Consider the following 24471-nt stretch of genomic DNA (forward strand, 5'->3'; position numbering starts at 1 on the left):
TCGGCCCCTGCCCAACCCGGCCGAGCCCAACCCGGCCCCTGCCCAACCCGGTCCTGCCCACCCGCCCGGTCCTGCCCACCCGCCCGGTCCTGCCAGCCCATCCAGCTCCAGCCGTCCAGGGCCTGTGACCAGCGCAGTGACCAGGGGAATCCCGGTAGACCGACCCCGGTTTGACCCCGCAGTCCACCGCCACGTAACCTGATACGCGGCCCGCCGTCCGGTGGGCCCTGTCGCGTGAAGCCCAGCTCGCTCATCCAGTGCAGCCGAGGCGCGCGCGACCCGTCCCGTCGAGTAGCAGGAGACTCCCGTCCCGATGTACGCGATCGTCAAGACCGGCGGCAAGCAGTACAAGGTGGCTGTCGGCGACGTCATCGAGGTCGAGAAGCTCGAAGGCGAGCCGGACACCGAGATCACCTTCGCGGCGCCGCTCCTCGTCGTGGACGGCGAGAACGTCACCTCCGCGGCGGACGCCCTGGCGAAGATCTCGGTGACCGGCAAGGTCGTCGAGCAGACCAAGGGCCCCAAGATCCGCATCCACAAGTTCAAGAACAAGACCGGCTACCACAAGCGCCAGGGTCACCGCCAGAAGTTGACCCGCGTCGAGGTCACCGGCATCACCGGTAAGTGAGGATCTGACTAGCCATGGCACACAAGAAGGGTGCGTCAAGCTCCCGCAACGGCCGTGACTCCAACGCCCAGTACCTCGGCGTCAAGCGGTTTGGCGGTCAGGTCGTCAAGGCCGGCGAGATTCTCATTCGCCAGCGCGGCACCAAGTTCCACCCCGGCGTCAACGTCGGTCGCGGCAAGGACGACACGCTGTTCGCGTTGTCGCCCGGCGCGGTCGAGTTCGGCTCCAAGCGCGGTCGCAAGACCGTGAACATCGTCCCGGTCGAGGTTGCTGCTTAATAGCGCCTCGGGCGTACGACGGAACGACCTCCGACGAGGGGCGGGACCGGTGCATTCCGGCTCCCGCCCCTTGTTGCATATCCTGAAAGGAAATCCCCGTGTCCCGCTTCGTCGACCGGGTCGTCATCCACGTCGCCGCAGGTGACGGGGGCAACGGGGTCGCGTCCGTGCACCGCGAGAAGTTCAAGCCGCTGGGTGGTCCCGACGGCGGCGACGGCGGAAAGGGCGGCGACGTCGTCCTGGTCGTCGACTCGCAGGTGCACACGCTCCTCGACTTCCACTTCCGCCCGAACGCCTCCGCGGGCAGCGGCAAGGGCGGTCAGGGCGGCAACCGCGACGGCGCGTACGGCGCGGACCTCGAACTGCGCGTGCCCGACGGCACCGTGGTGCTCACGCCCGATGGCGAAATGGTCGCGGACCTCGTCGGCGAGGGCACCCGGCTGATCGCGGCCCAGGGCGGTCGTGGCGGTCTCGGCAACGCGTCCCTGGCGTCCAAGGCCCGCAAGGCCCCCGGCTTCGCCCTGCTGGGTGAACCGGGCGAGCAGCACGACCTCGTGCTGGAGCTGAAGTCCGTCGCGGACGTGGGCCTGCTCGGCTTCCCGTCGGCGGGCAAGTCGTCGCTGATCTCGGTGCTGTCCGCGGCCAAGCCGAAGATCGCCGACTACCCGTTCACCACGCTGGTGCCGAACCTGGGTGTGATCACCGGCGGCGAGACCATCTTCACGATGGCGGACGTGCCCGGTCTGATCCCCGGCGCGTCCGAGGGCAAGGGCCTCGGCCTGGACTTCCTGCGGCACATCGAGCGGTGCGCCGTGCTGGTGCACGTGGTGGACTGCGCGACCTACGAGGCCGACCGGGACCCGCTGTCGGACATCGACGCGCTGGAGGAGGAGTTGGCGAAGTACACCCCCTCCCTGGCCGACGACCTGGCCGAACGTCCGCGCGTTGTGGTGCTGAACAAGATCGACATCCCGGAGGCCCGCGACCTGGCGGAGATCGTGCGCCCGGACATCGAGGCCCGCGGCCTGCCGGTGTTCGAGGTGTCCACGGCGAGCCGTGAAGGGCTGCGGGAGTTCACGTACGCGTTGGCGCGTGTGGTGGACGAGTACCGGGCCTCGCGGCCGAAGCAGGAGTCGACCCGGATCGTGCTGCGGCCCCGTGCCCTGGACGACCAGGGCTTCACCGTGGTGGAGGACCCGGACACCGAGGGCGGCTTCATCGTGCGCGGCGAGCGGGCCGAGCGGTGGATCCGGCAGACCGACTTCAACAACGACGAGGCCGTCGGCTACCTCGCCGACCGGCTGAACCGCCTCGGCGTGGAGGACACGCTGGTCAAGATGGGCGCCGAGCCGGGCTGCCAGGTCACCATCGGCGACCTGGTGTTCGACTGGGAGCCGACGACGCCGGCGGGCATCGCGATGACCCTGACCGGTCGCGGCACGGACGCGCGGCTTGAGGTGAACAGCCGGATCGGCGCGTCCGACCGGTTGGCGGCGAAGAAGGCCCGACGCATCCCCGGTGAGTACGGCGAGTTCGAAGAGGACGACGACGAGTGATCGGTTCGGTGGCGGCGTCGCAGGCCCGGCAGGCGGTGTCCGCGGCGTCCCGGGTCGTGGTGAAGGTCGGGTCCTCGTCGTTGACCACCGCCGAGGGCGGGCTGGACCCGACCCGGCTGGACTCGCTCGTGGACGCGGTCGCGGCACGGTGCGCGGCGGGCAGCCAGGTGGTGTTGGTGTCGTCTGGTGCGATCGCGGCCGGTCTCGCGCCGCTGGGCGTGACCAGGCGGCCCCGTGACCTGGCGACGCAGCAGGCTGCGGCGAGCGTCGGGCAGTTGGCGTTGGCGCACGCGTACGCGAACTCGTTCGGGCGGTACTCGTTGACGGTCGGGCAGGTGCTGCTGACCGCCGACGACGTGGTGCGGCGGTCGCACTACCGGAACGCGCAGCGCACGTTCTCCCGGCTGCTGGCGTTGGGCGCGGTGCCGGTGGTGAACGAGAACGACACGGTGGCCACCGAGGAGATCCGGTTCGGCGACAACGACCGGTTGGCCGCGCTGGTGGCGCACCTGGTCGGGGCGGACGCGTTGTTCCTGCTCTCCGACGTCGACGCGCTGTACGACGGCGATCCGCGGAAGTCGGGCGCGCGGCGGATCACCGAGGTGTCCGGCGCGTCCGATGTGGACGGTGTGCGGGCGGGTTCGGTCGGTGCGTCCGGTCTGGGCACCGGCGGTATGGCGTCCAAGCTCGCCGCGGCACGGCTGGCGGCGTCGGCGGGCATCCCGGTGTTGCTGGCGGGTGCGGCGGACGCGTCCCGTGCGTTGACCTCGGCGGACGTCGGCACGGCGTTCGCGGTGACCGGCCCCAGGCTGACCGCGCGCCGCTTCTGGCTCGGGCACGCCGCCGACGCGACCGGCAGGCTGTCGCTGGACGACGGCGCGGTGGCCGCAGTCGTGGACCGACGGCGCTCGCTGCTCGCGGCGGGCATCACCGGAGTCGAGGGCACGTTCGAGGCCGGTGACGTGGTCGAGCTGGTCGACCTGTCCGGCGCTGTGGTGGCGCGTGGCGTGGTCGGTTTCGACGCCGCCGAGCTGCCGGCGTTGATCGGTCGCAAGAGCGGTGACCTGCCCGCCGAGCAGCGCCGCGAGGTCGTGCACGCCGACGACCTGGTGCCGCTGCCCGCCCGGTAGCCGAGCGGCCCGGTAGGGCTGCCAGTTCAGTCGGCCGCGCTGTCCCACTCGGTGGCGAGCAGGCCGAACAGCAGGTCGTCCGTCCACTCTCCCTTCGCCCACGTGCTCCGCACCCGGTGCCCCTCCTGCCGGAACCCGAGCCTGGCCAGCAGCCGCGCCGACCGTTCGTTGCGGGCGTCGCACTCGGCGGCCACCCGGTGCAACCCGCGCTCCTCGAACAGGTGCGCCAACACCCGACGCACGGCCTCCGCCGCGTATCCACGCCCCTGGTGCGCGGTCGCCAGGGTGTAGCCGATGTCGGCCTGCATCCGGTTCTCGTTCACGCCCACGCCGACGTCGCCGACGAGCACTCCGTTGGCCTCGACCGCGTACTGGAACCACCCCGGCGCGGTCGGGTCCGCCGCGCCGACCTCCCGGACGAACTCCTCGGCCTGTGCCAAGGGGAACGGCGCGCTCCACCCCTGGTACCTCGCCACGTCCGGGTCCGACCGGTAGGCGGCGAACGCCGGCGCGTCGGCCGCCGTGAAAGGCCGCAGCACCAACCGTTCCGTCGTCAGTCTCATGCCGCTCAAGCTCTCATGCCGTCACCGCCAAGGCGAACGGCAGCACGGCCGACGCTCCCGCCCGCCGCAGCAGCCGTGCGGCGACCGTCACCGTCCAACCGGTGTCGACCTGGTCGTCCACCAACAGGACCGGACCATCCACAGTGGACAGATCGGGCACGTCGGCCTCCCGGACCAGCCCGGCCAGCCGTTGTGCGCTGTTCGCCCGCCGCGGCGCCTCGCCCAGCCACACCTGCCCGAGCAGCGGCAGCCGCCCCACCTCCGCGATCCGCCGCCCGAAGCTGCCCACCAACGCCGGTCTGGTCCGCGACCCGACCGTCACCACGCCCACCGGCCGTTCCGCCCAACTCCAAGCGGACAACACCTTCACGCACGCGGCGAACACGTCCTCCGGGATCTCCTGGTCGTCCGCCCCGAACAACGACCGCAACCGGTTGCCCCAGCCGATGTCGGTCAACCGCCCCAGCGCCCGCCCGGTCGTCGCGATCTCGCTCGCCGGGATCTTCCCGGACAACGACACCCCGACCGCCGCCATCCCCGTCGGCCACATCTTGCGCGGCTCGACCTCGACGCCGGGCCGCAGCAGCCGTTCCCGTGCCGCCGACGCCGCCGCGTCCGACACCTGCGCCGACGGCCGTTCACCCGTGCAGTTGTCGCACCGACCGCACGGCGCCGCGTGCGGATCGTCCAGCTGCCGCAACAGGAACTCCATGCGGCAGTCGTCGGTCGACAGGTAGTCCAGCACCGCCTGCCGCTCCACCTGCCGCGCCGCGTCGATCCGCTCGTACCGCTCGGCGTCGTAGGACCACGGCTGCCCGGTAGACACCCACCCGCCGCGCACCCGCCGCACGGCGCCGTCCACGTCGAGCACCTTCAACACCACTTCCAGCCGGGTGCGCGACAGCTCCACCATCGGCTCCAACGCGGCCGTCGACATCGCCCGGTCCGCCGGCAGCACGTCGAGGACCTGCCGCACCACCCCTTCCGGCGGGAACGCCAGCGACGCGAAGTACGCCCAGATGTCCTTGTCCTCCGGGCCGGGCAACAACAGCACCTCGGCCCGCTCCACCCCGCGACCCGCACGGCCGATCTGCTGGTAGTACGCGATGGGGGACGGCGGCGCGCCCAGGTGCACCACGAACCCCAGGTCCGGCTTGTCGAACCCCATGCCCAGCGCCGACGTCGCCACCAGCGCCTTCACCCGGTTCGCCAGCAGGTCCTCCTCGGCGCGCTGACGCTCCGCCGGGTCGGTGCGCCCCGAGTACGCCGTCACCTCGTGCCCGCGTTCACGCAGGAACGCCGCCACGTCGTCCGCCGCGGCCACGGTCAGCGTGTAGATGATCCCCGAGCCGGGCAGCCGCTCCAGCTGCTCGGCCAGCCACCCCAGCCTCACCTCGGCGGTGGGCAGCCGCACCACGGAAAGCCGCAGGCTCTCCCGGTCCAGCGGCCCGCGCAGCACGAGCGTGTCCGTGCCCGCGCCCAGCCCGAGCTGATCGGCCACGTCCCGCACCACCCGGTTGTTGGCCGTGGCCGTGGTGGCGAGCACCGGCACGCCGGCCGGCAGCTCGGTCAGCAACGTCCGCAGCCGCCGGTAGTCCGGCCGGAAGTCGTGACCCCAGTCGGAGATGCAGTGCGCCTCGTCGACCACCAGCAGCCCCGCCGACGCGGTCAGCGACGGCAGCACCGTGTCCCGGAAGTCAGGGTTGTTCAGCCGCTCCGGGGACACCAGCAGCACGTCGACCTCGCCGGCCGCCACCCGGTCCTGCACGCCCTGCCACTCGCCGGTGTTGGCCGAGTTGATCGTCGCCGCGTGCACGCCCGCCCGCTCCGCCGCGTCGACCTGGTTGCGCATCAACGCCAGCAACGGCGACACGATCACCGTCGGCCCCTCGCCCAGGGACCGCAGCAACGCCGTCGCGATGAAGTACACGGCGGACTTGCCCCACCCCGTGCGCTGCACCACCAGCGCCCGCCGCCGTTGGGACACCAGCGCGTGGATGGCCGTCCACTGGTCGTCACGCAGAACGGCTTGAGGGCCCGCCAAAGCCCTCAGCCGCTCCTCAGCCAGTTCCCGCAGTGCGCTGTCGTCCATGTGCCCCACAGTGGCAGACGCCCCCGACACTCCGGACACCTGTGCGACGGTCCGCGGGCCGGCTTCACCCGATAGAGGTCGAACGCGGGCGAGGCGTCCGATCCTCGGGAACCTCGGCGACAGCCACGGCCGGCTGACCGTAGGCTTGACGACGTGACTGATGACCTGCGCGAACAGGTGCACGCCGCGGCCCGGCGCGCCCGTGTCGCCGCCAACGAGCTCGTCCTCGCCACCCGTGAGAGCAAGGACGCCGCACTGCACGAGATGGCCGCCGCGCTGCGCACCCGCGCCGCCGAGGTGCTGGAGGCCAACGCCAAGGACCTCGAAGCGGGCAAGGCCGCAGGCCTGAACCAGGGACTGCTGGACCGCCTCGCGCTGACCGACGCGCGCATCGAGGGCGTGGCCCAGGGCCTGGAGACGGTGGCCGGCCTCGCGGACCCGATCGGCGAGGTGCTGCGCGGCTCGATCCTGCCGAACGGCCTCGAGCTGAAGCAGGTCCGCGTCCCGATGGGCGTGGTCGGCATGGTCTACGAAGCCCGCCCGAACGTCACCGTGGACGCGGCCGGCCTGGCGCTGAAGTCCGGCAACGCGGCCCTGCTGCGCGGCTCGTCCACCGCCGAGCACTCGAACACCGCGCTGGTCGCGATCCTGCGCGACGCGCTGGAGACCGTCGGCCTGCCCGCCGACTCCGTGCAGCTCCTCCCGTGCCACGACCGCGCGTCGGTCACCCACCTCATCACCGCGCGTGGCCTGGTGGACCTGGTGATCCCGCGCGGCGGCGCCGGTCTGATCAACGCGGTTGTGCAGCAGGCCACCGTGCCCACCATCGAGACCGGCGTGGGCAACGTGCACGTGTACGTGGACGCAAGCGCTGACCTCGACATGGCGCAGCGCATCGTGCTCAACTCCAAGACCCGCCGCACGAGCGTGTGCAACGCCGCCGAGTCGCTGCTGGTGCACGCCGCGATCGCGGACGAGTTCGTGCCCCGCATCACCGACGCCCTCAAGGCCGAGAACGTCACCATCCACGGCGACGAGCGGTTCGCCAGTGACCCGAGGGTGCAGGCGGCGACCGACGAGGACTGGGACACCGAGTACCTCTCGCTGGACATCGCCGCCCGCGTGGTCGACTCGATCGACGAGGCCATCGAGCACATCGCGGCGCACGGCTCCGGCCACACCGAGGCCATCGTGACCAGCGACCTCGGCGCCGCCCGCCGGTTCACCACCAGGGTCGACGCGGCCGCCGTCATGGTCAACGCGTCCACCGCGTTCACCGACGGGGGCGAGTTCGGCATGGGCGCGGAGATCGGCATCTCCACCCAGAAGCTGCACGCCCGCGGCCCGATGGGACTGGCCGAGCTGACCTCGTCCAAGTGGGTGGTCTGGGGCGAGGGGCACGTCCGGTCGACCTCGTGAGCAGGCCCCGGGACGCCGCCGCCACCAAGGCTGCGTTGCTGGACGCCGCCACGAAGCTGTTCGGTGAACGCGGGTTCGACCGCACCACGGTGCGCGACATCGCGAACCTCGCGGGCGTGAACCAGGCCCTGTTGTTCCGCTACTACGGCAGCAAGGACGCCCTCTTCGCGACCGTGCTGGCCACGCAGAGCCGTGAGCTGTTGGAGGACTCGCCCGCCGAGCACCTGCTGCGCACCGTGCTGCTGCGGATGCTGGAGAAGCAGCCGAGGCGCGAGGACCACCCGTTGTACGCGGTGCTGCGGTCCTCGCACCACGACTCGGCGGCCGACGTCGTGCGGCGGCAACTGGGCGAGGAGTACGCGCGCGCTCTGGCGTCCCTCACGGACGCGCAGGACGCGGAGCTGCGCGCGGACCTCGTGCTGGCGTGGGTCGTGGGCATCGGTGTGCTGCGCACCGTGTTCGGCAAACAGCCCCTCGCGGGTGCGGACAGCGCGGAGGTCGCGGCGTTGGTGATCAGGGCCGCTGCCGTGTTGCTGGAACACACGGATGTCGGTTGACGGTATGTAGTGATCTGAATACTGTCGGATGTAAGCGACTGCTTACATGGGGGTACCGATGGAGATCAGGCCGTTCCCGTTCACCGAGCCGGACGACCTCGTGCTCAATCCCGAGTACCTGGAACTCCAACGCGACGAGCCGGTGGCCAGGGTCCGACTGCCCTACGGCGGCGACGGCTGGCTGGCCACCCGGTACGTGGACGTCAAGACCGTCCTCGCCGACCCGAGGTTCAGCCGCGCGGCGGTGATGGAGCCGGGCGCCGACGTGCCGCGCACCCTGCCGTCCATGCCCGCCGAGGCGAACATCCTCAGCATGGACCCGCCGGACCACACACGGCTGCGCAGGCTGGTCGCCAAGGCGTTCACCGCCCGGCGCACCGAGCAGCTGCGCGAGCGCGCCCAGGAGATCGTGGACGGCCTGCTGGACGCCATGGAGGAGCGGGGCGCGCCGGCCGACCTGGTCGAGTCGCTTGCCATGCCGCTGCCCATCACGATCATCTGCGAGATGCTGGGCGTGCCGTTCGAGGACCGCGACGAGTTCCGTGCCTGGTCGGAGGCGGCGGTGGCGATCACCGCGTTCACCCACGAGGAGATCCTGGCGTCCGGCGAGGCGCTGCGGGCCTACATCGGCGAGTTGGCCGAGCGCAAGCGCGTCGACCCCGCCGACGACATGCTGTCCGTGCTGGTCGCGGCGCACGACAACGAAGACAGGCTGAGCACGCAGGAGCTGGTGTCGTTCGGGGTGGCGCTGCTGGTCGCGGGCCACGAGACCACCGCGAACCAGCTCGGCAACTTCGCCTTCCAGCTGCTGCGCGATCCGGACCGGCTCGGGGAGCTGCGGGCGGACCCGATGCTCGTGCCCGCCGCGGTCGAGGAGCTGTTGCGGTTCACCCCGCTGGGTGGTTCCGCGGGCTTCCCCCGGATCGCGACCGCCGAGGTCGAGCTGTCCGGCGTGACCATCAAGCCTGGTGAGGCGGTGTTCGTGGACAACCTCGCGGCCAACCGCGACCCGTCGGTGTTCGAGAACCCGAACGAGCTGGACTTCCACCGCGAGCAGAACCCGCACATCACGTTCGGCCACGGCGCGCACCACTGCATCGGCGCCCCGCTGGCCCGGATGGAGTTGCAGGTGGCCATCGGCACCCTGATCAAGCGGTTCCCGCTGCTCCGGCTGGACGGCGAGGTCGCGTTCAAGAAGGGCCGGCTGATCCGCGGTCCGCAGGCCCTGCCGGTGAGGTGGTAGGCCGATGGGGGAGTGGACGGTCGAGCTGGACCGGGACAAGTGCATCGGCACGGGTATGTGCACGTCGACCGCGCCGCACCGCTTCCGCTTCGACGGCGGCAAGTCCACCCCGGTCGACGGGGTGGTCGAGCCGGACGAGGCGGTGATCGACGCGGCCGAATCGTGCCCGGTGGAGGCCATCCTGGTGCGTGCGGCCGACGGCACCGTGCTGGCTCCTGAGCTCTGAAAAAATTCCCCGGAAAAAGTTCGGCGGATCGCGTCATGGTGGCGTGGGCTGCACGTTCCTCCATTGCGCGGCTCTGATTCGGGGTGGGTCGCGCGATCCGCGGATGCGGCCTCCTCCCCCAGGGCCGTGGCCGGGACGAGTGCGCGGGCGGCCTTTCGGGGAGCGACCGGCCGCCCGCGCACCACCCGAACTAGGCTCACAACCCATGACCAACCGGCGGATCGGCGTCATGGGCGGCACCTTCGACCCGGTGCACCACGGCCACTTGGTGGCCGCCAGCGAGGTCCAGGCCCGGTTCGACCTGGACGAGGTCATCTTCGTGCCCACCGGTCAGCCGTGGCAGAAGTCGGAGCGCGACGTCAGCCCCGCCGAGGACCGGTACCTGATGACGGTCATCGCCACCGCCTCCAACCCCCGGTTCTCGGTCAGTCGCGTGGACATCGACCGTCCCGGACCCACGTACACGATCGACACGCTCACGGACCTCCAGGTCAGGCACCCGGGCTCCGACCTGTTCTTCATCACCGGCGCGGACGCGTTGGAGCAGATCCTGTCCTGGCGGCGGGCGGACGACGTGTTCGACCTCGCGCACTTCATCGGCGTCACCAGACCCGGCTACGAGCTGGTCGACACGCACCTCCCGCCGGGCGTGGTGTCGCTGGTGGAGGTGCCCGCGATGGCCATCTCCTCGACCGCCGTGCGGGCCCGGACAGCCGCCGGACTGCCCGTCTGGTACCTCGTCCCGGATGGTGTCGTTCAGTACATATCCAAGCGCGGGCTTTACTCGATGCCGGACTGAGCCGCGACGCCGGTACCCTCATTGACTCGTGCGGACGTATAGGCGTCCGCCGGTGTGATGAGGAGTGACGTGGCAGCCACCGACGAGGCACGACGGTTGGCGCTGGTCGCCGCAAGCGCGGCAGCCGACAAGAAGGCGCACGACGTGATCGTGCTCGACGTGTCCGACCAACTGGTGATCACGGACGTCTTCGTGATCGCCTCCGCCGCGAACGAGCGGCAGGTCAGCGCGATCGTGGACAACGTTGAAGAGAAGTTGCGCGAGACCGGCCGCAAGGCGGTCCGCCGTGAAGGCGCGCGCGAAGGACGGTGGGTCCTGCTCGACTTCGTGGACGTGGTGGTGCACGTCCAGCACACGGAGGAGCGCAGTTTCTACGGCCTGGAGCGGCTGTGGAAGGACTGCCCGCAGATCGAGTTCGACGCCGGGCCTTCGGACGACGAGGCCGCCGAGGCATGACCCTGAACCGGCTCGTGCTGTGGCGGCACGGTGAGACCGACTACAACGCGACCGGCCGCATGCAGGGCCACCTGGACTCGGCGTTGACCGGGATCGGGTGGAACCAGGCCCGGTTCGCGGTGCCGGTCCTCGCCGGGTTCGCACCCGAGCTGGTGGTCGCGTCGGACCTGCACCGGGCCCGGGACACCGCGACGGTGTTCACCGACGCGACCGGTGTCGCGCTGCGCATCGACGAACGGCTGCGCGAGACGCACCTGGGCAAGTGGCAGGGGCTGACGTCGACCGAGATCGAGGTGGAGTGGCCGGGCGCGCTGGACCGCTGGCGGGCCGACGGCACGCTGGCGCCACCGGACGGCGAGACGCGCGTGGAGGTCGCCGAGCGCGCCATGGCCGTGGTGGAGGAGGTGGACGCGGAGTTCTCCGGGACGGTCATGCTGTGCGCGCACGGCGGGCTGATCAGCGCGTTGACCGGGCGGCTGTTGGAGCTGCCGGTCGACCGCTGGGCGTTGCTGGGTGGCATCGGCAACTGCCACTGGACCGTGTTCACCCGCCGGCCGCACGGCGACGGCAGGTGGCGGCTGTCGTCGTACAACGCCGGAACGACCCGGTGAGGCTGCTCGTCCTCGGTGATTCGCTGACGTTCCACGGTCCGGAAGGGCCGCTGCCGGCCGACCATCCCCGGTTGTGGCCGAACGTCGCCGCGTCGTCGTTGGGCGGGCACGCGGAGCTGGCGGCGGGGTTCGGTTGGACGGCACGGGACGCTTGGTGGTCGTTGACCGGGGATCCGCGGGTGTGGTCGTTGCTGCCGCGCACGGACGTGTTGGTGCTGGCGGTGGGGCATATGGACACGCTGCCGTCGCCGTTGCCGACGTACTTGCGGCACGGGCTGCGCTACCTGCGGCCGGACGGGCTGCGGCGACGGGCGAGGGCGGGGTACCTGGCGTTGCAACCGGTGCTGTCGCGGCTGTTCGGCGGCTATCCGGTGGCGTTGCCGCCGCGCCTCACCGTGCGGTACCTGGACGACTCGGTGCGCGCTGTGCGTGCTCTTGAGCCGGGGATCCAGGTGGTCGGGATGACGCCTTCCGTGCACCGTGCGCCTGCCTACGCGGGTGTGCACAGCGGGCGTGCGGCGGCGGAGCGCGCGCTGCGGTCGTGGGCGGACGGTGCCGGCGTGCCGCTGCTCGACGTGCCTCCGCTGGTCGGTGAGCACATACGGTCACGGCGTGGCAACCCGGACGGTATGCATTGGTGCTGGGACGGCCACCGGCTGGTCGGGAACGCCATGGCGGAACTGATCAGGTCCGTGGCGGTCGGCCACCCGGGCAGGTCGGAGCCGTAGTCTCGGCACTCGTGTCCACCACGATCGTCACCGACTCCACGGCGTACCTGCCCGAGGGGTTCGCCGAGCGGCACGGCATCCGGGTCGTGCCGCTGCACGTGGCGGTGGACGGTCGCAGCAAGCTCGACGGGGTCGACTTCGGACCGGCGGAGCTGGCGACGGCGTTGGGCGAACACCGCCGGCTGACGACGTCCCGGCCGACGCCCGGCGAGTTGGCCGAGGTGTACCGGTCGGTGCTGGCCGAGGGCGCCGACGAGATCGTGTCCGTGCACCTCTCCCGTGAGCTCTCCGGCACGTGGGAGGCCGCGCGACTGGCGGCGGAGGAGGTCGACCCGACCCGGATCCGGGTGGTCGACTCACGGTCAACGGGCATGGGGCTGGGTTTCGCCGCGCTGGCCGCGTGCGCCGCCGGTGACGACGGGGCGCGCGCGGAGGAGGCGGCCGTCGCCGCCTCCGCGCGCACCAAGATGTTCTTCTGCGTGGAAACGCTCGACCACCTGCGCCGGGGCGGCCGTATCGGCGCCGCGGCGGCGCTGGTGGGCACCGCGCTGGCCGTGAAACCGCTCCTGCACGTGGACGACGGTCGGATCGTGCCGCTGGAGAAGGTGCGCACGATGAGCCGCGCCATCGGCAGGCTGGTGGATCTGGCATCGGCGGCGGCCGGTTCCGGGCGGGTCGGACTGGCTGTCCACCACTTGGCTGCGCCGGACCGCGCGGCGGAACTCGCGACGCGGCTCGACGAACGCGTCCCCGGCTCGACCGGCTGCCTGATTTCCGAGGTGGGAGCGGTGATCGGCGCCCACACCGGTCCTGGTGTGCTGGGTGTGGTGGTCCTGCCGGGCGGCGTGTCCTAGCCCGCTTTATCCATCACTCAAGCAGTTGTCCACAGATCGCCGGCAACCTCCCCACCCACTGCTCCACCCGGCCTAACGTCGACCGCATGTTCGACAGGAAACCGGAAACCACGACCGCCCGACTTAAAGCCCTCGTCTCCCAGGAGCAGGGCAAGCACCGTGCCTCGGACGCCGAGACGCTGGTCTTCGTCTCGTCGGACGGCGGCTCGGACCCACCCGGCCCGCTCCGCCGCCTGCTGCACCGCTGGCTGCCCGAGCCCGCTCTCCCACGCCGTCGCAGAGTCCTGCTGGCGGGCGTCATGGCGGGCGTGGCGCTGGCGGTCGCGCTGGCCCTGTGGTGGCAGCGCCCGGTGTCGGAGAGCCCACCGGACCTCCCGGTGGCCGAGGCTGCTGCCGTCAGCCGCGTCGAGGAGCTGCTGGTCGTCAACGTGGTGGGCCTGGTGTCCACACCCGGCCTGGTGACCGTGCCCAGCGGCGCCAGGGTGGCGGACGCGCTCCAAGCGGCGGGCGGCGCCAACCCCGGAGCCGACCTGACCGCGCTCAACCTCGCCCGCAAGGTGGCCGACGGCGAGCAGATCGCCGTGGGCATCCCCGCACCGCAGCCCGCCGGTGCCGAAACCACGCCGCTGAGCCTGAACACCGCGACCAAGGAGCAACTCGACACCTTGCCGGGCGTGGGTCCGGTGACGGCACAGCGAATCGTCGACCGACGGCAGAAGCGCGGCCCGTTCACCGCCCTGGAACAGCTCGGTGAGATCGAGGGGATCGGCGACGCGAAGCTCGCCAGGCTGCGCGACCTGGTCCGCCTCTGACCCCGTCCCCTCCAGCGCCCCGACACACCATTCGGAGAACCATCATGCGTCCCACCCATGGCTGCTCACGGCAACCGCAGTGCCCGCGAGCATCGTCCACTCGGAACAGCGGCATCCCGCCGATCCCTTGCCCCCGAACCGAAATCCCCGACCACATCCTGGCCGCCGCGCCCGCACCGACGACCGGACCTCGCCGCACTCCCGGTGCCCGCCGAGCCGGTGATCCATTCCAGGACCAGCGCACCGAACTCCCAGACCAGCGCACTGGACGTGACCACGCACGTGACCGCCGCCGCCTTCGACACCTCCTCCACCGCGTCCGCCGCCTCTTCCTCGTCCGCCACGTGGTCCGGGCTGCGGGGCGTCTGCACCTCCTGAGCCTGCCCAGGTTCCGGTGGGTGGGGTCATGAGCCCTCGCGCGCACCTCGTCCCGGCCGCACTGGCGGTGTGGGCTACGGCGCTCGCGGGCCTGCTCTGGACGTGGTGGGCGGCGCTCGCGGTCGGCCTGACCGCCGCGGTTCTCGGTGGCCTGGCACTGCGCTCCTGGCGTCCGGCCGCTGTAGCGGTGGCCGTCGCGAGTCCCGTGGCGGCATTGTGGATCGGTGCCCAGGTCCACGGGGCGGCGCACCACCCGCTCCGAGCCGCTGCGGAGCGCGGCACCACCGCCACTGTCCACTTCGAACTGGACGATCGGCCGCGTGGCTTGCGTACCAGTGGTTTCGGCTCACGTGCGAGCGGGGTCGACCTCGTGGTGGTTCGTGCGACGGTCGAGGGTGGTGGTCGGATCGCGGTGCTCGCACCGGCGGCCCGGTGGCGGGATTTGCTGCCAGGCCAACGGGTCACCGCCCGCGGCACGCTCGCGCCGCCACAGGGTGGTGAGCTGACGGTCGCGGTGCTGCGGGTCCGCGGACCGCCGCGGGACGTGACGGAAGCGCCGGTGTGGCAACGGATCGCCGAGGACCTGCGTGCCGGGTTGCGGGGCGCGAGCACCGCGCTCGACCCCGAACCGGCCGGGCTGCTGCCCGCGCTCGTGGTCGGCGACACCTCGAAGCTCTCGCCGAGGGTGGTGGAGGAGTTCCGCACGGCGGGTCTCGCTCACGTGCTCGTCGTCAGCGGGGCGAACCTTGCCATCCTCTGCGGCGCGGTGCTGTTGCTGCTGAGGTTGTTCCGGGTCGGGCCGCGAGGGTGCGCGGTGGCTGCGATGGCCGCGTTGGTCGGGTTCGTGGTGTTGGCCGGGCCGGAGCCGAGTGTGCTGCGTGCCGCCGTGATGGGTGCGGTGGCGTTGCTGGCGCTGGTGTTGGGTCGGGAGCGGTCGGCGTTGCCTGCGCTCGCGGCGGCGGTGGTGGTCCTGGTCCTGTACGACCCGGAGCTGGCCACCCAGCCGGGGTTCGGGCTGTCGGTGGTGGCGACGGCTGCGTTGGTGCTGCTCGCGCCGAGGTGGGCCGCCGCCATGAAGGACCGCGGTGTCCCGGTGGGGTTCGCGGAGGCGTTGGCGGTGCCCTTGGCCGCGAACCTGGCGACCGCGCCACTGGTCGCCGGGATCTCCGGCCAGGTGAGCCTGGTGGCGGTGCTGGCGAACCTGCTGGTCGCGCCGGTGGTGGCGCCGGCGACGGTGCTCGGCGTGCTGGCCGCGGTGCTGGCTCAGGTGTACGAGCCGGCGGCACGGCTGGCCGTCGAGGTGGCCGGTCCGGCGGCGAGCTGGCTGATCACCGTCGGGCGGCACGCGTCGGCGGTGCCCGGTGCGGCGGTCGGGTGGCCGAGCGGGTGGGCCGGTGGGGCGTTGCTGGCCGGGGTGCTGGTGCTCGGCTACGCGGTCACCAGGCTGCGTCGGATCCGGACGGTGGTTGTGGCGGTCGCGGTCGGCGCGGTGGTGGTGGTCGTGCCGGTGAGCGTGATCTCGCCGGGTTGGCCGGCGTCCGGCTGGTCGGTGGTGGCGTGCGACGTCGGACAGGGCGACGCGGTGGTCCTCGCCACCGCCGAGCGCGACCGGGCGGTGCTGGTCGATACAGGGCCGGACCCGGTGCCGGTGCTGTCCTGCCTGCGGCGGCTCGGGGTGCGGCGCATCCCGTTGGTGGTGCTCAGCCACCTGCACGCCGATCACGTCGGCGGGTTGGCGGCGGTGTTGGCGGATCGAGGAGTGGGTGCGGTGGCGGTCGGGCCGTCGCGGCAGCCGGAGTGGGCTTGGGAGGAGGTGCGGGAACGGGCGCGGACGGCGGGGGTCCGCGTGGTCGAGCTGGACGCCGGGCAGCGGTTGAGCTGGCCGGGCCTGGACCTCGACGTGCTGGGTCCGCGCACGGATCCGGCGGACGGGACGAAGACGAACACGGCGGTCAACGACGCGTCGCTGGTCCTGCGGGCCTCCACCGCGGCCGGGCGGGTGCTGTTGACCGGGGACATCGAGTTGGCCGGGCAGGCGGACCTGCTCGGCGGGCACGTCGACTTGCGAGCCGACGTGTTGAAGGTGCCGCATCACGGATCGAGGTACTCGTCACCGGCGTTCCTCACCGCGGTCCGGCCGCGGATCGCCTTGGTGAGCGTCGGCGCGGGCAACCGCTACGGCCACCCCAGCGGGGTGCTGGTCGACGCGTTGACGAGGCACGGCGCGCTGGTGTTGCGCACAGATCGCGACGGCGACACCGCCGTCCTGGCCGGCCCGCACGGGCCACGGGTCGCCCGCAGGGGTGGCGACCCATCCGATCACGGACAAGGGGAGAACGATGAGGAACAACGACGTCTGGATCCGACTGCACTCGGGCTGGGTGCGGCAGGGCGGCAACCGGGCGGTGGCCTGGGCGCTGTGGCAGCCCGGCTACACCGCCGAACCGTGGCCACGAGACGAACTGCGGCCGGCCTTCACGTATTACGTGTGCGAGGACCTGCGTGGTGGCGACCGGGGCATCGTGGCCCGGGCCACCGTCACCGGCGTCATCCGGATGGCACAGGTGCCCGCCGCCGACACCGCCTACCGGCTGATCTCCGACGCCCTGTTCGACGCCGACCTCGCCATACCGCCGGAGGAATGGCACGCCGAGCGCTACAACCAGGAGAAGGCGAAACGCCCGTGGCCCCAGATGCTGACCGCTTGGCGGGTCGTCACCGAACAAGTCGGACCGCACGTCCTGCCGGAGCTGGCCGCGTTCCCTCGAACCGGCTGGCTGCGCTCCTCCAGGATCGCGCTGTGACCGCGGATCGCCCTGTGACCGCGGCACCGCCGGACTTACCGGGGCCGGGTCGATGACCAGGCCCCGGTCTGCCGAGCGCAGTGCCGGCCGCGTTGCTGCCGGGCTCAGTCCTGGAGTGCCTTCAGCACGGCCTCCGCCGACGGCGGGACGTTGGCCCTCGGGCCGACCCGGTCGCCGAGGGCGTCCAGCGTCTTGAGGCCGTCACCGGTGATCAGCAGGACGGTCTCGCCGTCCGGGTCGAGTTGGCCGGTCTCGATGAGCTTCTTCGCGGTCGCCACGGTGACGCCGCCGGCGGTCTCCGCGAAGATGCCCTCGGTCTTGGCCAGCAGGCGGATGCCCTCGACGACCTCTTCGTCGGTGACGTCCTCGATCGCGCCGTTGGTGCGGCGGACGGCGTCCAGCACGTAGGGGCCGTCGGCCGGCGCGCCGATCGCCAGCGACCGGGCGATGGTGTCCGGGCGGACCGGGGTGACCACGTCGAGGCCGGACTTGAAAGCGGCCGAGACGGGGGAGCAGCCGGTCGCCTGGGCGCCGAACACCCGGTACGGGGTCTCCTCGACCAGGCCGAGGCTGCCGAACTCGCGGAACGCCTTGTCGACCTTGGTCAGCTGGGAGCCGGACGCGATGGGCACCACGATCTGGTCGGGCAGCCGCCAGCCGAGCTGTTCGGCGACCTCGTAGCCCAGCGTCTTGGAGCCCTCGGCGTAGTAGGGCCGGACGTTGACGTTGACGAACGCCCAGTCCTCGTGCTCGGCGGCCAGTTCCTGGGCCAGCCGGTTCACGTCGTCGTAGTTGCCGTCGACGGTGATCAGGTCGCCGCCGTAGACGGCCGTCATCAGGATCTTCGCCCGCTCCAGAGAGGAGGGCACCAGGACCACCGACTGCCAGCCGGCACGGGCCGCCGCGGCGGCGACGGCGTTGGCCAGGTTGCCGGTGGACGGGCAGGCCAGCACCTTGAAGCCGAGTTCGCGGGCGGCGGCGAGGGCTACGCCGACGACGCGGTCCTTGAACGAGTGGGTCGGGTTGCCGGTGTCGTCCTTCACCCACACCTTGCGCACACCGAGGGCCTTGGCGAGGCGGTCGGCCTCGACCAGGCGGGTGCCGCCGGGGTCGGTGTTGGGGTGTGACCGCACGTCGGACGGCACGGGCAGCAGGCCGCGGTACCGCCAGATCGAGCGGGGGCCGGCTTCGATGTCCTCACGACGGACCCGGCCGAAGTCGTAGGCCACTTCCAGCGGCCCGAAACACTCCATACAGGCGTACTCGGGGGCGAGCGGCGTCTCGTGCCCGCATTCACGGCACGACAGTGCCCGAGCCGGACCGAGGTCGAAGGAGGTGGTGGCCGAAGGCACACTCACAGCAGTCATCGCGAGGTATCTCCTCATCTTTCCCGCGTCGCGGGTCGGAATTGGCACCGTGATTGCCGGCGCGCGCTGTGAAGCGCACGCTGAACAACGGGTTGCCGGGGCTTCTTCGGGCCGATCCCTCTGCCCCTCTGGATGAGCGGTATTCAGTTGTGGCTTCAAACTACGGCACGATCCCGACCCTCAGCCAGACACGTCCACCATCCGGACGCCCGTGGCGCGTGGGAGGATCGCGCCGTGAGTTCGCCCGCTGACACGCCCGACGCTGTGCACCTGATCGTCGGCGAGGAGGAGTTGCTGGTCGAGCGCGCTGTGCGCGGCGCGTTGGACGCCGCACGCGAAGCCGACTCGCAGGCCGACCTGACCCGCGTCCGCGTGACCGATCTCACCGTGCCTGAGCTGGCCGAACTGGTGAGCCCGTCACTGTTCGCCGAAGGCCGGGTGATCGCGCTGGAGGCGGCGCAGGAAATCGGCAAGGAGATCGCCGACGCGGTGGTCGCCTACGCCAAGGCGCCGGCGGACGGCGTGACGGTGGTCGTCATCCACACCGGCGGCGGGCGCAGCAAGGTGGCCAAGGACCTGCCCGCGGCGCTGCGCAAGGCCGGTGCCAGGGTGACCGAGTGCCCCAAGATCACCAAGGCCGCGGACCGCGAGGCGTTCGTGCGCCACGAGATCCGGTCGGCGGGTGGCAAGGCCGATCCGGAGGCCGTGGCGGTGCTGATCGAGGCGGTCGGGTCGGACCTGCGCGAGCTGGCGGCGGCGTCGTCGCAGCTCGTCGCCGACACCGGCGGCAAGGTCGACGCCGAGGCGGTCCGCCGCTACCACCGCGGCCGGGCCGAGGTGACGGGGTTCGCGGTCGCGGAGAAGGCCGTGATGGGTGACCGGGCCGGTGCGCTGGAGGCACTGCGGTGGGCGATGCAGCTCGGCGTGCCGCACGTGCTGGTCGCCGACGCGCTGGCCGACGCGGTGCGCACGGTCGCGCGGGTGTCCGCGGTGGGCCGGGGTGACCCGTTCAAGCTGGCGGGCGAGCTCGGCATGCCGCCGTGGAAGGTGAAGAAGGCCCAGGGCCAGTCGCGTGGCTGGGACGACCCGGGGCTCGCGGCGGCGATGACGGTCGTCGCCGATCTGAACGCCGATGTGAAGGGTGTCGCGGCCGATTCCGGCTATGCCCTGGAGCGCGCGGTGTTGAAGATCGTCGCCGCGCACGGCAAGCGCTAGCAAGGACGCACGCTGGGTGCTGGTAACCGCGCAGGGGAAGCGCTAGCAACGGCGCGCGCTGGGCGCGGGCTACGGCGCACGCTAGGCGCTGGCCACGGTGCACGCGAGGTGCCGCAACAACGTCGGCAACAACACAGACAACGCAGAAGCGCCGCCCACCACGTGCGGGGGAGCGGCGCTTCTGGGTGAAGAAGAACCAGATCAGATCTGGTTGGCGCGACGGGCGAGCGCCGACTTCTTGTTGGCGGCCTGGTTGGCGTGGATGACGCCCTTGGAGACGGCCTTGTCGAGCTTGCGGGAAGCCTCCTGCACCAGCGCGGTGGCCTTCTCCTTGTCACCGGCCTCGGCGGCCTCACGGAACTTGCGGATCGCGGTCTTGAGCGACGACTTGACGGCCTTGTTGCGCAGGCGCGCCTTCTCGTTGGTCTTGATCCGCTTCAGCTGGGACTTGATGTTCGCCACGCGAAAGCCACCTTTTCCTCGGTCTCGGAGTCGTACCGCGCTTGTCACCGGCTCCGCCCCACGAAGGGGCGGTTTTCCTCCACAGCGGAATGCCGCGCGGGTACGGCCGAGAAGGATATCAGGGCAGCTCACCGCACGGTGAACCGAGCCCTCTCACCGCACCGTGAACCGACACTGTGAACAGAGACCGGAGCCGAGCCGAGCCTCACCGCACCGTGGGCCGGGCCTCACCGCACCGTGAACCGGGCCTTTCCGTCGCCGACCACGACCTCGTACGCGCCCTTGGCCACCTCGGGCTTCCCACCGCCGTCCATGTCACCGGCGGTTACCGCGAGGCGCTTCACGTCGAACGTCACGTCGACCGTCCGCTCCTCACCGGCCTTCAGCTCGACCCGGGTGAACGCGACCAGGCGCTGCTGCGGCGTCAGGACCTTGCTCACCGGCTGGTGCACGTACACCGGCACGACGAGCGTCCCGTCCCGCGAACCGGTGTTGGCCACCTTCACCGACACCTTCACCTTGTCGTCCCGGCCCACCTCCGCAGACTTCAAGGTCGGCGTCGACGTGGTGAACGTCGTGTACGAGAGGCCGTGTCCGAACGCGAATGCCGGGTCGTACCCCGAGCCCGGAGCCGCGTTCGCGCCCCGCACCTGGTCGTACGAGAACGGCTGGTCGCCGACCGACTTCGGCCACGACACCGGCAGCTTCCCGCTCGGGTTCACCGCGCCGAACAGCACGTCGGCGATGGCAGCGCCACCCTCGGTCCCCGGCAGCCAGCCCGCGACCAGCGCGGGAGCGTCCGCGACCGTGCCGAGCACCTGCGGACGGCCGGTCAGCAGCACGACCACGACCGGCTTGCCGGTCGCCCGCACCGCGTCCACCAGACCCTGCTGCGCGGCGGTGAGGGCGGGCTCCTCGGTGTCCGCCTCACCCTCGGCGCCGGGGTCCTCGCCCAGCACCACGACCACCGCGTCGGCGTCCCCGGCCTGTGCGACCGCCTCGGCCTGCGTGGGCGCGCTGACCACGTTGGCGGACGGCGCGGCGGCCTTGATGCCCTGCAACACCGTCACGGTCGGCGGCATCGGCGACCACTCGGGCACGCCCTGCCAGCCGACGGTCCAGCCGCCGAGCTGCCTGGCCGCTGAATCCGCCGTGTCACCGGTCACCACGAGCTTGCCCACGCTGGACGACAGGGGCAGCACGCCGCCCTCGTTGCGCAGCAGCACCGCGCTCTCCGCCGCAGCCTGACGAGCCAGCGCGCGGTCGGCGCCGTTCACGATCGCGTCGGCCTTCTCCGGGTCGACGTACGGCTTCTCGAACAGGCCCAGCTCGAACTTGAGCTTCAGGATCCGCCGCACGGCCTGGTCGATCCGCTTCCCGCTGACGGCACCGCTGCGCACGCTCGCGAGCAGCCCGGACGTGAACTCGGCCGCGTTGGACGGCTCCATCGCCATGTCCACACCGGCGTTCACGGCCATCGCGATGGCCTCCTGGTAGTCCGCCGCCACGTGGTAGCGGTCGACCAGGAACCGGATGTCCTCCCAGTCGGTGATCGCCACGCCGCGGAAGCCCATCCGCTCGCGCAACTGGGTCGTGAGCAGGTACTTCGACGCGTGCGCCGGCACACCGTTCACCGCACCGGAATTGATCATCACGGTGCCGACGCCGGCGTCGAACTGCGGCTGGAACGCGGGCAGCACGGTGTCCTGGAGGTACCGGATCGGCAGCTGGGCGGGCGCGCGGTCGTGCCCGTTGAACGGCTCCGAGTACCCCGCGAAGTGCTTGGCGGTCGCGGTGAGCTTCGCGGTGCCGTCGGTCGGATCGCTCTGCTGCCCGCGCACGTTCGCCGCCGCCAACGCGCCGGCCAGCACCGGGTCCTCGCTGTACGTCTCGTAGTAGCGGCCCCACCGGGTGTCACGCGCGATGTCGGACACCGGCGCGAAGTTCCAGAACACGCCGGTGGCGCGCATGGCCCGCCCGGTCGACTCGCCCAGCCGCTGCTGCAACTCCGGGTTCCACGTCGCGCCGAGGCCGATCTGGTGCGGGAACATCGTGGCGCTGAGCACGTTCGAGTGGCCGTGCACGCCGTCCGCGCCGTAGATCAGCGGGATCGGCAGCCGGCTGTGGTCCATCGCGTACTTCTGGATGGCGTTGGTCATCTCGGCCCACGCGCGCGGCGTGTTCGGGTTCGGCGCGTCACCGCCGCCGGACAGGATCGAGCCGACCTTCGCGTCCTCCAGGACGGCCTTCATGCAGTCCTCGCGCAGCGGACCGGGGTTCCACTCGCAGTTGCCGCGCAGCTTGCCGAGCCGGATCTGCGTCATCTGGCCGACCTTCTCCTCCAGCGTCATGCGCCTGAGGAGGTCGTCGACCCGCCGGTCGACCGGTGCGCGTGCGTCCAGGTACGCCTGTCCCGCGGGTTCGATGATGCCGCTGGCCTGCGCTCCGGTGACGAGCAGGGCGAGCGCGGCCAACGCGGCCACCGCCGTGCGTTTGCGGGATCTCAACACCGAGAACCTCCAGGAATGGATCAGAGAGAGCCGGAAAACACCCTTCCCGCGTGAGGCGGCTCACAACAGGGCTGAATGGCCCATTTGGGAGCGTTCCCACAAGACGAGCCGGTCTCGCTACCAGCGGCGGAAGGTCGACGGGCGAGTAAAGCAGTACGAGCGTCCGGTTAAGCTGTCCGGGTGACCGCCGCACTCGACTGGCCCGGCTTCGGCCAGATCTCGCTCGCCGCGCTGCTGTTCCTCTGCCTCGCCGCCGTCCTGGCCGGCGCGGTCGACGCGGTGGTGGGCGGTGGCGGCCTCATCCAGCTGCCCGCGCTGCTGCTGATCGCGCCCGGCGGCCAGCCGCTGTACGCGTTGGCCACGAACAAGATCGCGTCGGTGGTCGGCACGGCCGCCGCGGTGCGCACGTACGCGCGGCAGACCACGATCGACTGGTGGTCGGCGCTGCCGATGGCGTCGGCGGCGTTCGTCGGAGCGGTGGGCGGTGCCGCGTTCGCGGGAGCGTTGGCGCCCGGTGTGCTGAACGGTGTGGTGCTCGTCGCGCTGGTCGGTGTCGGCCTCTACACGTGGCGCAAGCCCGAACTGGGCGCGGCCGAGACGCCGAGGTTCGCGCGCGTCGCGCAGATCGCCCTGATGGCCCTGGGTGGCGCGCTGATCGGCTTCTACGACGGCCTGGCCGGGCCGGGCACCGGCACGTTCCTGGTGTTCCTGCTGGTGGGCTTGGTCGGGTTCGCGTTCCTGCGCGCCTCGGCCACCGCCAAGATCGTGAACGTGGCGACAAATCTGGGCGCCCTGCTGTACTTCATCCCGGCCGGGAAGGTGTTGTGGGGCTTGGGACTGGTGCTGGCGCTGTGCAACGTGACGGGCGCGGTGTTCGGGGCACGTCTGGCGGTACGGCGCGGCTCGGCGTTCGTGCGCCGGGTGTTCCTCACCGTCGTGATCGCGCTGGTGGTCAGTCTGGGGTGGAAGGCGGCGATTGGATGATCCGGAACGTCGCGCCCATCGGGTCGCCGACCGTGGTGAACCGTCCGAACCGGGACTCGACCACGTCGCCGACCGTGACGCCGCCCAACTCGCGCACCCGCTCGGCCGTCGCGTCGGCGTCGGACACGGAGAAGTACGTCATCCAGTGCGGCGGGATCTCGGCCGGGATCTCGTTCGCCATCCCGAACACGCCCGCCACCGCGCGGCCGTCGACCTGGAACTGCGTGTACGGGAAGTCCGGCAACGGGTCCAGCTCCACCCCGAACACCTGCTGGTAGAACTCCGCCGCGCCGAACGGGTCACGGGTGGCCAACTCGTTCCACACCACCGAGCCCGGCTCGTTCACCACGTACGCGCCGATGTGCGTGCCCGCTTCCCAGAGCCCGAACGCCGCCCCGAACGGGTCCACGGCGATCGCCCCGCGCCCCGGGCCGCCGGTGTCGTACTCCGGCACGAGCACCTTGCCGCCGTTGGCGTTGAGCAGCTCGACCGACTCGTCCAGGTCGTCGGTGGCCAGGTACGTCGTCCACACCACGGGGAACATCACGTCCGGCGGCATCTCGCCGAACCCGGCCACCGGCAGCCCTCGCACCAAGGCCATCGTGTAGTACCCGGTCTCCGGCCCGCCGACCTCGAAGTCCCAGCCGAACAGGTCGCCGTAGAAGTCCATGGTGGCCTGGCGGTCGGTGGTCATCATGTCCACCCAGGCCGGTGTGCCGGGGGTGTACGGGGAGTTCAGCTCGCTCACCTCGCCTACGGTCGCATCGGCAGCCACGGCCCGCGAGTTGATCACTCGAAC

23 protein-coding genes, 1 pseudogene and 1 riboswitch are annotated in these 24471 nt (G+C 71.5%); of the genes and pseudogenes, 17 read left to right on the forward strand and 7 right to left on the reverse strand.

Features of this window, described 5'->3' with window-relative positions; translation table 11 throughout:
• The first annotated feature begins 313 nt into the window (after positions 1 to 313).
• The 4 genes from rplU (at position 314) to proB (ending at position 3592) form a co-directional block, all read left to right on the forward strand.
• A complete protein-coding gene (rplU, locus tag F4560_RS39735; protein ID WP_184928179.1) occupies positions 314 to 628 on the forward strand; it encodes a 50S ribosomal protein L21 in 315 nt (104 codons plus the stop codon).
• Positions 629 to 642: 14 nt separating this feature from the next.
• Positions 643 to 906 (forward strand): 50S ribosomal protein L27, encoded by a 264-nt coding sequence (gene rpmA, locus F4560_RS39740; RefSeq protein WP_184928180.1) that lies wholly within the window; start codon positions 643 to 645, stop codon positions 904 to 906.
• Positions 907 to 1004: 98 nt separating this feature from the next.
• Complete coding sequence (obgE, locus tag F4560_RS39745) at positions 1005 to 2462, forward strand: GTPase ObgE (protein ID WP_184928181.1); 1458 nt, start codon at positions 1005 to 1007, stop codon at positions 2460 to 2462.
• Entirely contained in the window at positions 2459 to 3592 is a 1134-nt protein-coding gene (gene proB, locus F4560_RS39750) for a glutamate 5-kinase (protein WP_184928182.1), read from the forward strand. Before obgE ends, proB begins: the two co-directional genes overlap by 4 nt.
• Before the next feature lie 26 nt (positions 3593 to 3618).
• Here the strand turns inward: proB and F4560_RS39755 are convergent, their stop codons facing one another.
• Positions 3619 to 4155: a GNAT family N-acetyltransferase gene (locus tag F4560_RS39755; RefSeq protein ID WP_184928183.1), complete on the reverse strand. Its 537-nt coding sequence runs from the start codon at positions 4153 to 4155 to the stop codon at positions 3619 to 3621.
• Positions 4156 to 4168: 13 nt separating this feature from the next.
• Positions 4169 to 6247 carry a RecQ family ATP-dependent DNA helicase gene (locus F4560_RS39760; protein WP_184928184.1) on the reverse strand — a complete coding sequence of 693 codons (2079 nt, stop codon included), beginning with the start codon at positions 6245 to 6247 and terminating at the stop codon, positions 4169 to 4171.
• A gap of 153 nt (positions 6248 to 6400) precedes the next feature.
• Between F4560_RS39760 and F4560_RS39765 the strand changes: the two genes are divergently transcribed.
• The 10 genes from F4560_RS39765 (at position 6401) to F4560_RS39810 (ending at position 13952) form a co-directional block, all read left to right on the forward strand.
• On the forward strand, positions 6401 to 7666 hold the full coding sequence (locus tag F4560_RS39765; protein ID WP_184928185.1) for a glutamate-5-semialdehyde dehydrogenase: 1266 nt from the start codon (positions 6401 to 6403) through the stop codon (positions 7664 to 7666).
• Entirely contained in the window at positions 7663 to 8223 is a 561-nt protein-coding gene (locus tag F4560_RS39770; protein WP_184928186.1) for a TetR/AcrR family transcriptional regulator, read from the forward strand. The genes F4560_RS39765 and F4560_RS39770 overlap by 4 nt, the downstream gene beginning before the upstream one ends.
• A gap of 58 nt (positions 8224 to 8281) precedes the next feature.
• Positions 8282 to 9466: a cytochrome P450 gene (locus tag F4560_RS39775; RefSeq protein WP_184928187.1), complete on the forward strand. Its 1185-nt coding sequence runs from the start codon at positions 8282 to 8284 to the stop codon at positions 9464 to 9466.
• 4 nt (positions 9467 to 9470) lie between these two features.
• Positions 9471 to 9692 carry a ferredoxin gene (locus tag F4560_RS39780; RefSeq protein WP_184928188.1) on the forward strand — a complete coding sequence of 74 codons (222 nt, stop codon included), beginning with the start codon at positions 9471 to 9473 and terminating at the stop codon, positions 9690 to 9692.
• A gap of 205 nt (positions 9693 to 9897) precedes the next feature.
• Positions 9898 to 10491 carry a nicotinate-nucleotide adenylyltransferase gene (nadD, locus tag F4560_RS39785; protein WP_184928189.1) on the forward strand — a complete coding sequence of 198 codons (594 nt, stop codon included), beginning with the start codon at positions 9898 to 9900 and terminating at the stop codon, positions 10489 to 10491.
• Between the two features lie 69 nt (positions 10492 to 10560).
• Positions 10561 to 10947, forward strand: coding sequence for a ribosome silencing factor (rsfS, locus tag F4560_RS39790; protein WP_184928190.1), 387 nt, complete (start codon positions 10561 to 10563; stop codon positions 10945 to 10947).
• The gene (locus F4560_RS39795; protein ID WP_184928191.1) at positions 10944 to 11558 is read left to right on the forward strand and encodes a histidine phosphatase family protein; all 615 of its coding nucleotides are present in this window, start codon (positions 10944 to 10946) and stop codon (positions 11556 to 11558) included. Before rsfS ends, F4560_RS39795 begins: the two co-directional genes overlap by 4 nt.
• On the forward strand, positions 11555 to 12286 hold the full coding sequence (gene octT / locus F4560_RS39800; RefSeq protein ID WP_312869756.1) for a diglucosylglycerate octanoyltransferase: 732 nt from the start codon (positions 11555 to 11557) through the stop codon (positions 12284 to 12286). The genes F4560_RS39795 and octT overlap by 4 nt, the downstream gene beginning before the upstream one ends.
• 11 nt (positions 12287 to 12297) lie before the next feature.
• Positions 12298 to 13140, forward strand: a complete 843-nt coding sequence (locus F4560_RS39805; RefSeq protein WP_184928193.1) for a DegV family protein — start codon at positions 12298 to 12300, stop codon at positions 13138 to 13140.
• 86 nt (positions 13141 to 13226) lie between these two features.
• On the forward strand, positions 13227 to 13952 hold the full coding sequence (locus F4560_RS39810; RefSeq protein ID WP_184928194.1) for a ComEA family DNA-binding protein: 726 nt from the start codon (positions 13227 to 13229) through the stop codon (positions 13950 to 13952).
• A gap of 65 nt (positions 13953 to 14017) precedes the next feature.
• On the opposite strand, the gene F4560_RS39815 is transcribed toward F4560_RS39810, so the two are convergent.
• A complete protein-coding gene (locus F4560_RS39815; RefSeq protein WP_184928195.1) occupies positions 14018 to 14323 on the reverse strand; it encodes a hypothetical protein in 306 nt (101 codons plus the stop codon).
• Positions 14324 to 14358: 35 nt separating this feature from the next.
• On the opposite strand from F4560_RS39815, the pseudogene F4560_RS39820 reads away from it, so the two are divergent.
• Positions 14359 to 16650 (forward strand): annotated as a pseudogene (locus F4560_RS39820) (DNA internalization-related competence protein ComEC/Rec2); the annotation flags it as partial.
• Positions 16651 to 17238: 588 nt separating this feature from the next.
• Here F4560_RS39820 and thrC read toward each other — a convergent pair.
• Positions 17239 to 18501 (reverse strand): threonine synthase, encoded by a 1263-nt coding sequence (gene thrC, locus F4560_RS39825; RefSeq protein WP_184928196.1) that lies wholly within the window; start codon positions 18499 to 18501, stop codon positions 17239 to 17241.
• A gap of 11 nt (positions 18502 to 18512) precedes the next feature.
• Positions 18513 to 18640: riboswitch (SAM riboswitch) on the reverse strand.
• A 95-nt stretch (positions 18641 to 18735) separates the two neighbouring features.
• On the opposite strand from thrC, the gene holA reads away from it, so the two are divergent.
• Positions 18736 to 19716, forward strand: a complete 981-nt coding sequence (holA, locus tag F4560_RS39830) for a DNA polymerase III subunit delta (protein ID WP_184928197.1) — start codon at positions 18736 to 18738, stop codon at positions 19714 to 19716.
• Between the two features lie 201 nt (positions 19717 to 19917).
• Here the strand turns inward: holA and rpsT are convergent, their stop codons facing one another.
• Positions 19918 to 20178: a 30S ribosomal protein S20 gene (gene rpsT, locus F4560_RS39835; protein ID WP_184928198.1), complete on the reverse strand. Its 261-nt coding sequence runs from the start codon at positions 20176 to 20178 to the stop codon at positions 19918 to 19920.
• A gap of 227 nt (positions 20179 to 20405) precedes the next feature.
• A complete protein-coding gene (locus tag F4560_RS39840) occupies positions 20406 to 22688 on the reverse strand; it encodes a glycoside hydrolase family 3 N-terminal domain-containing protein (RefSeq protein ID WP_376775392.1) in 2283 nt (760 codons plus the stop codon).
• 180 nt (positions 22689 to 22868) lie between these two features.
• On the opposite strand from F4560_RS39840, the gene F4560_RS39845 reads away from it, so the two are divergent.
• Positions 22869 to 23672 (forward strand): TSUP family transporter, encoded by an 804-nt coding sequence (locus F4560_RS39845; protein ID WP_184928200.1) that lies wholly within the window; start codon positions 22869 to 22871, stop codon positions 23670 to 23672.
• On the opposite strand, the gene F4560_RS39850 is transcribed toward F4560_RS39845, so the two are convergent.
• Positions 23641 to 24420, reverse strand: a complete 780-nt coding sequence (locus F4560_RS39850; RefSeq protein WP_184928201.1) for a VOC family protein — start codon at positions 24418 to 24420, stop codon at positions 23641 to 23643. The two genes, F4560_RS39845 and F4560_RS39850, sit on opposite strands and share 32 nt — an antisense overlap.
• Positions 24421 to 24471 lie beyond the last annotated feature (51 nt).

The sequence above is a fragment of the Saccharothrix ecbatanensis genome (genome assembly GCF_014205015.1).
Lineage (GTDB): Bacteria > Actinomycetota > Actinomycetes > Mycobacteriales > Pseudonocardiaceae > Actinosynnema > Actinosynnema ecbatanense.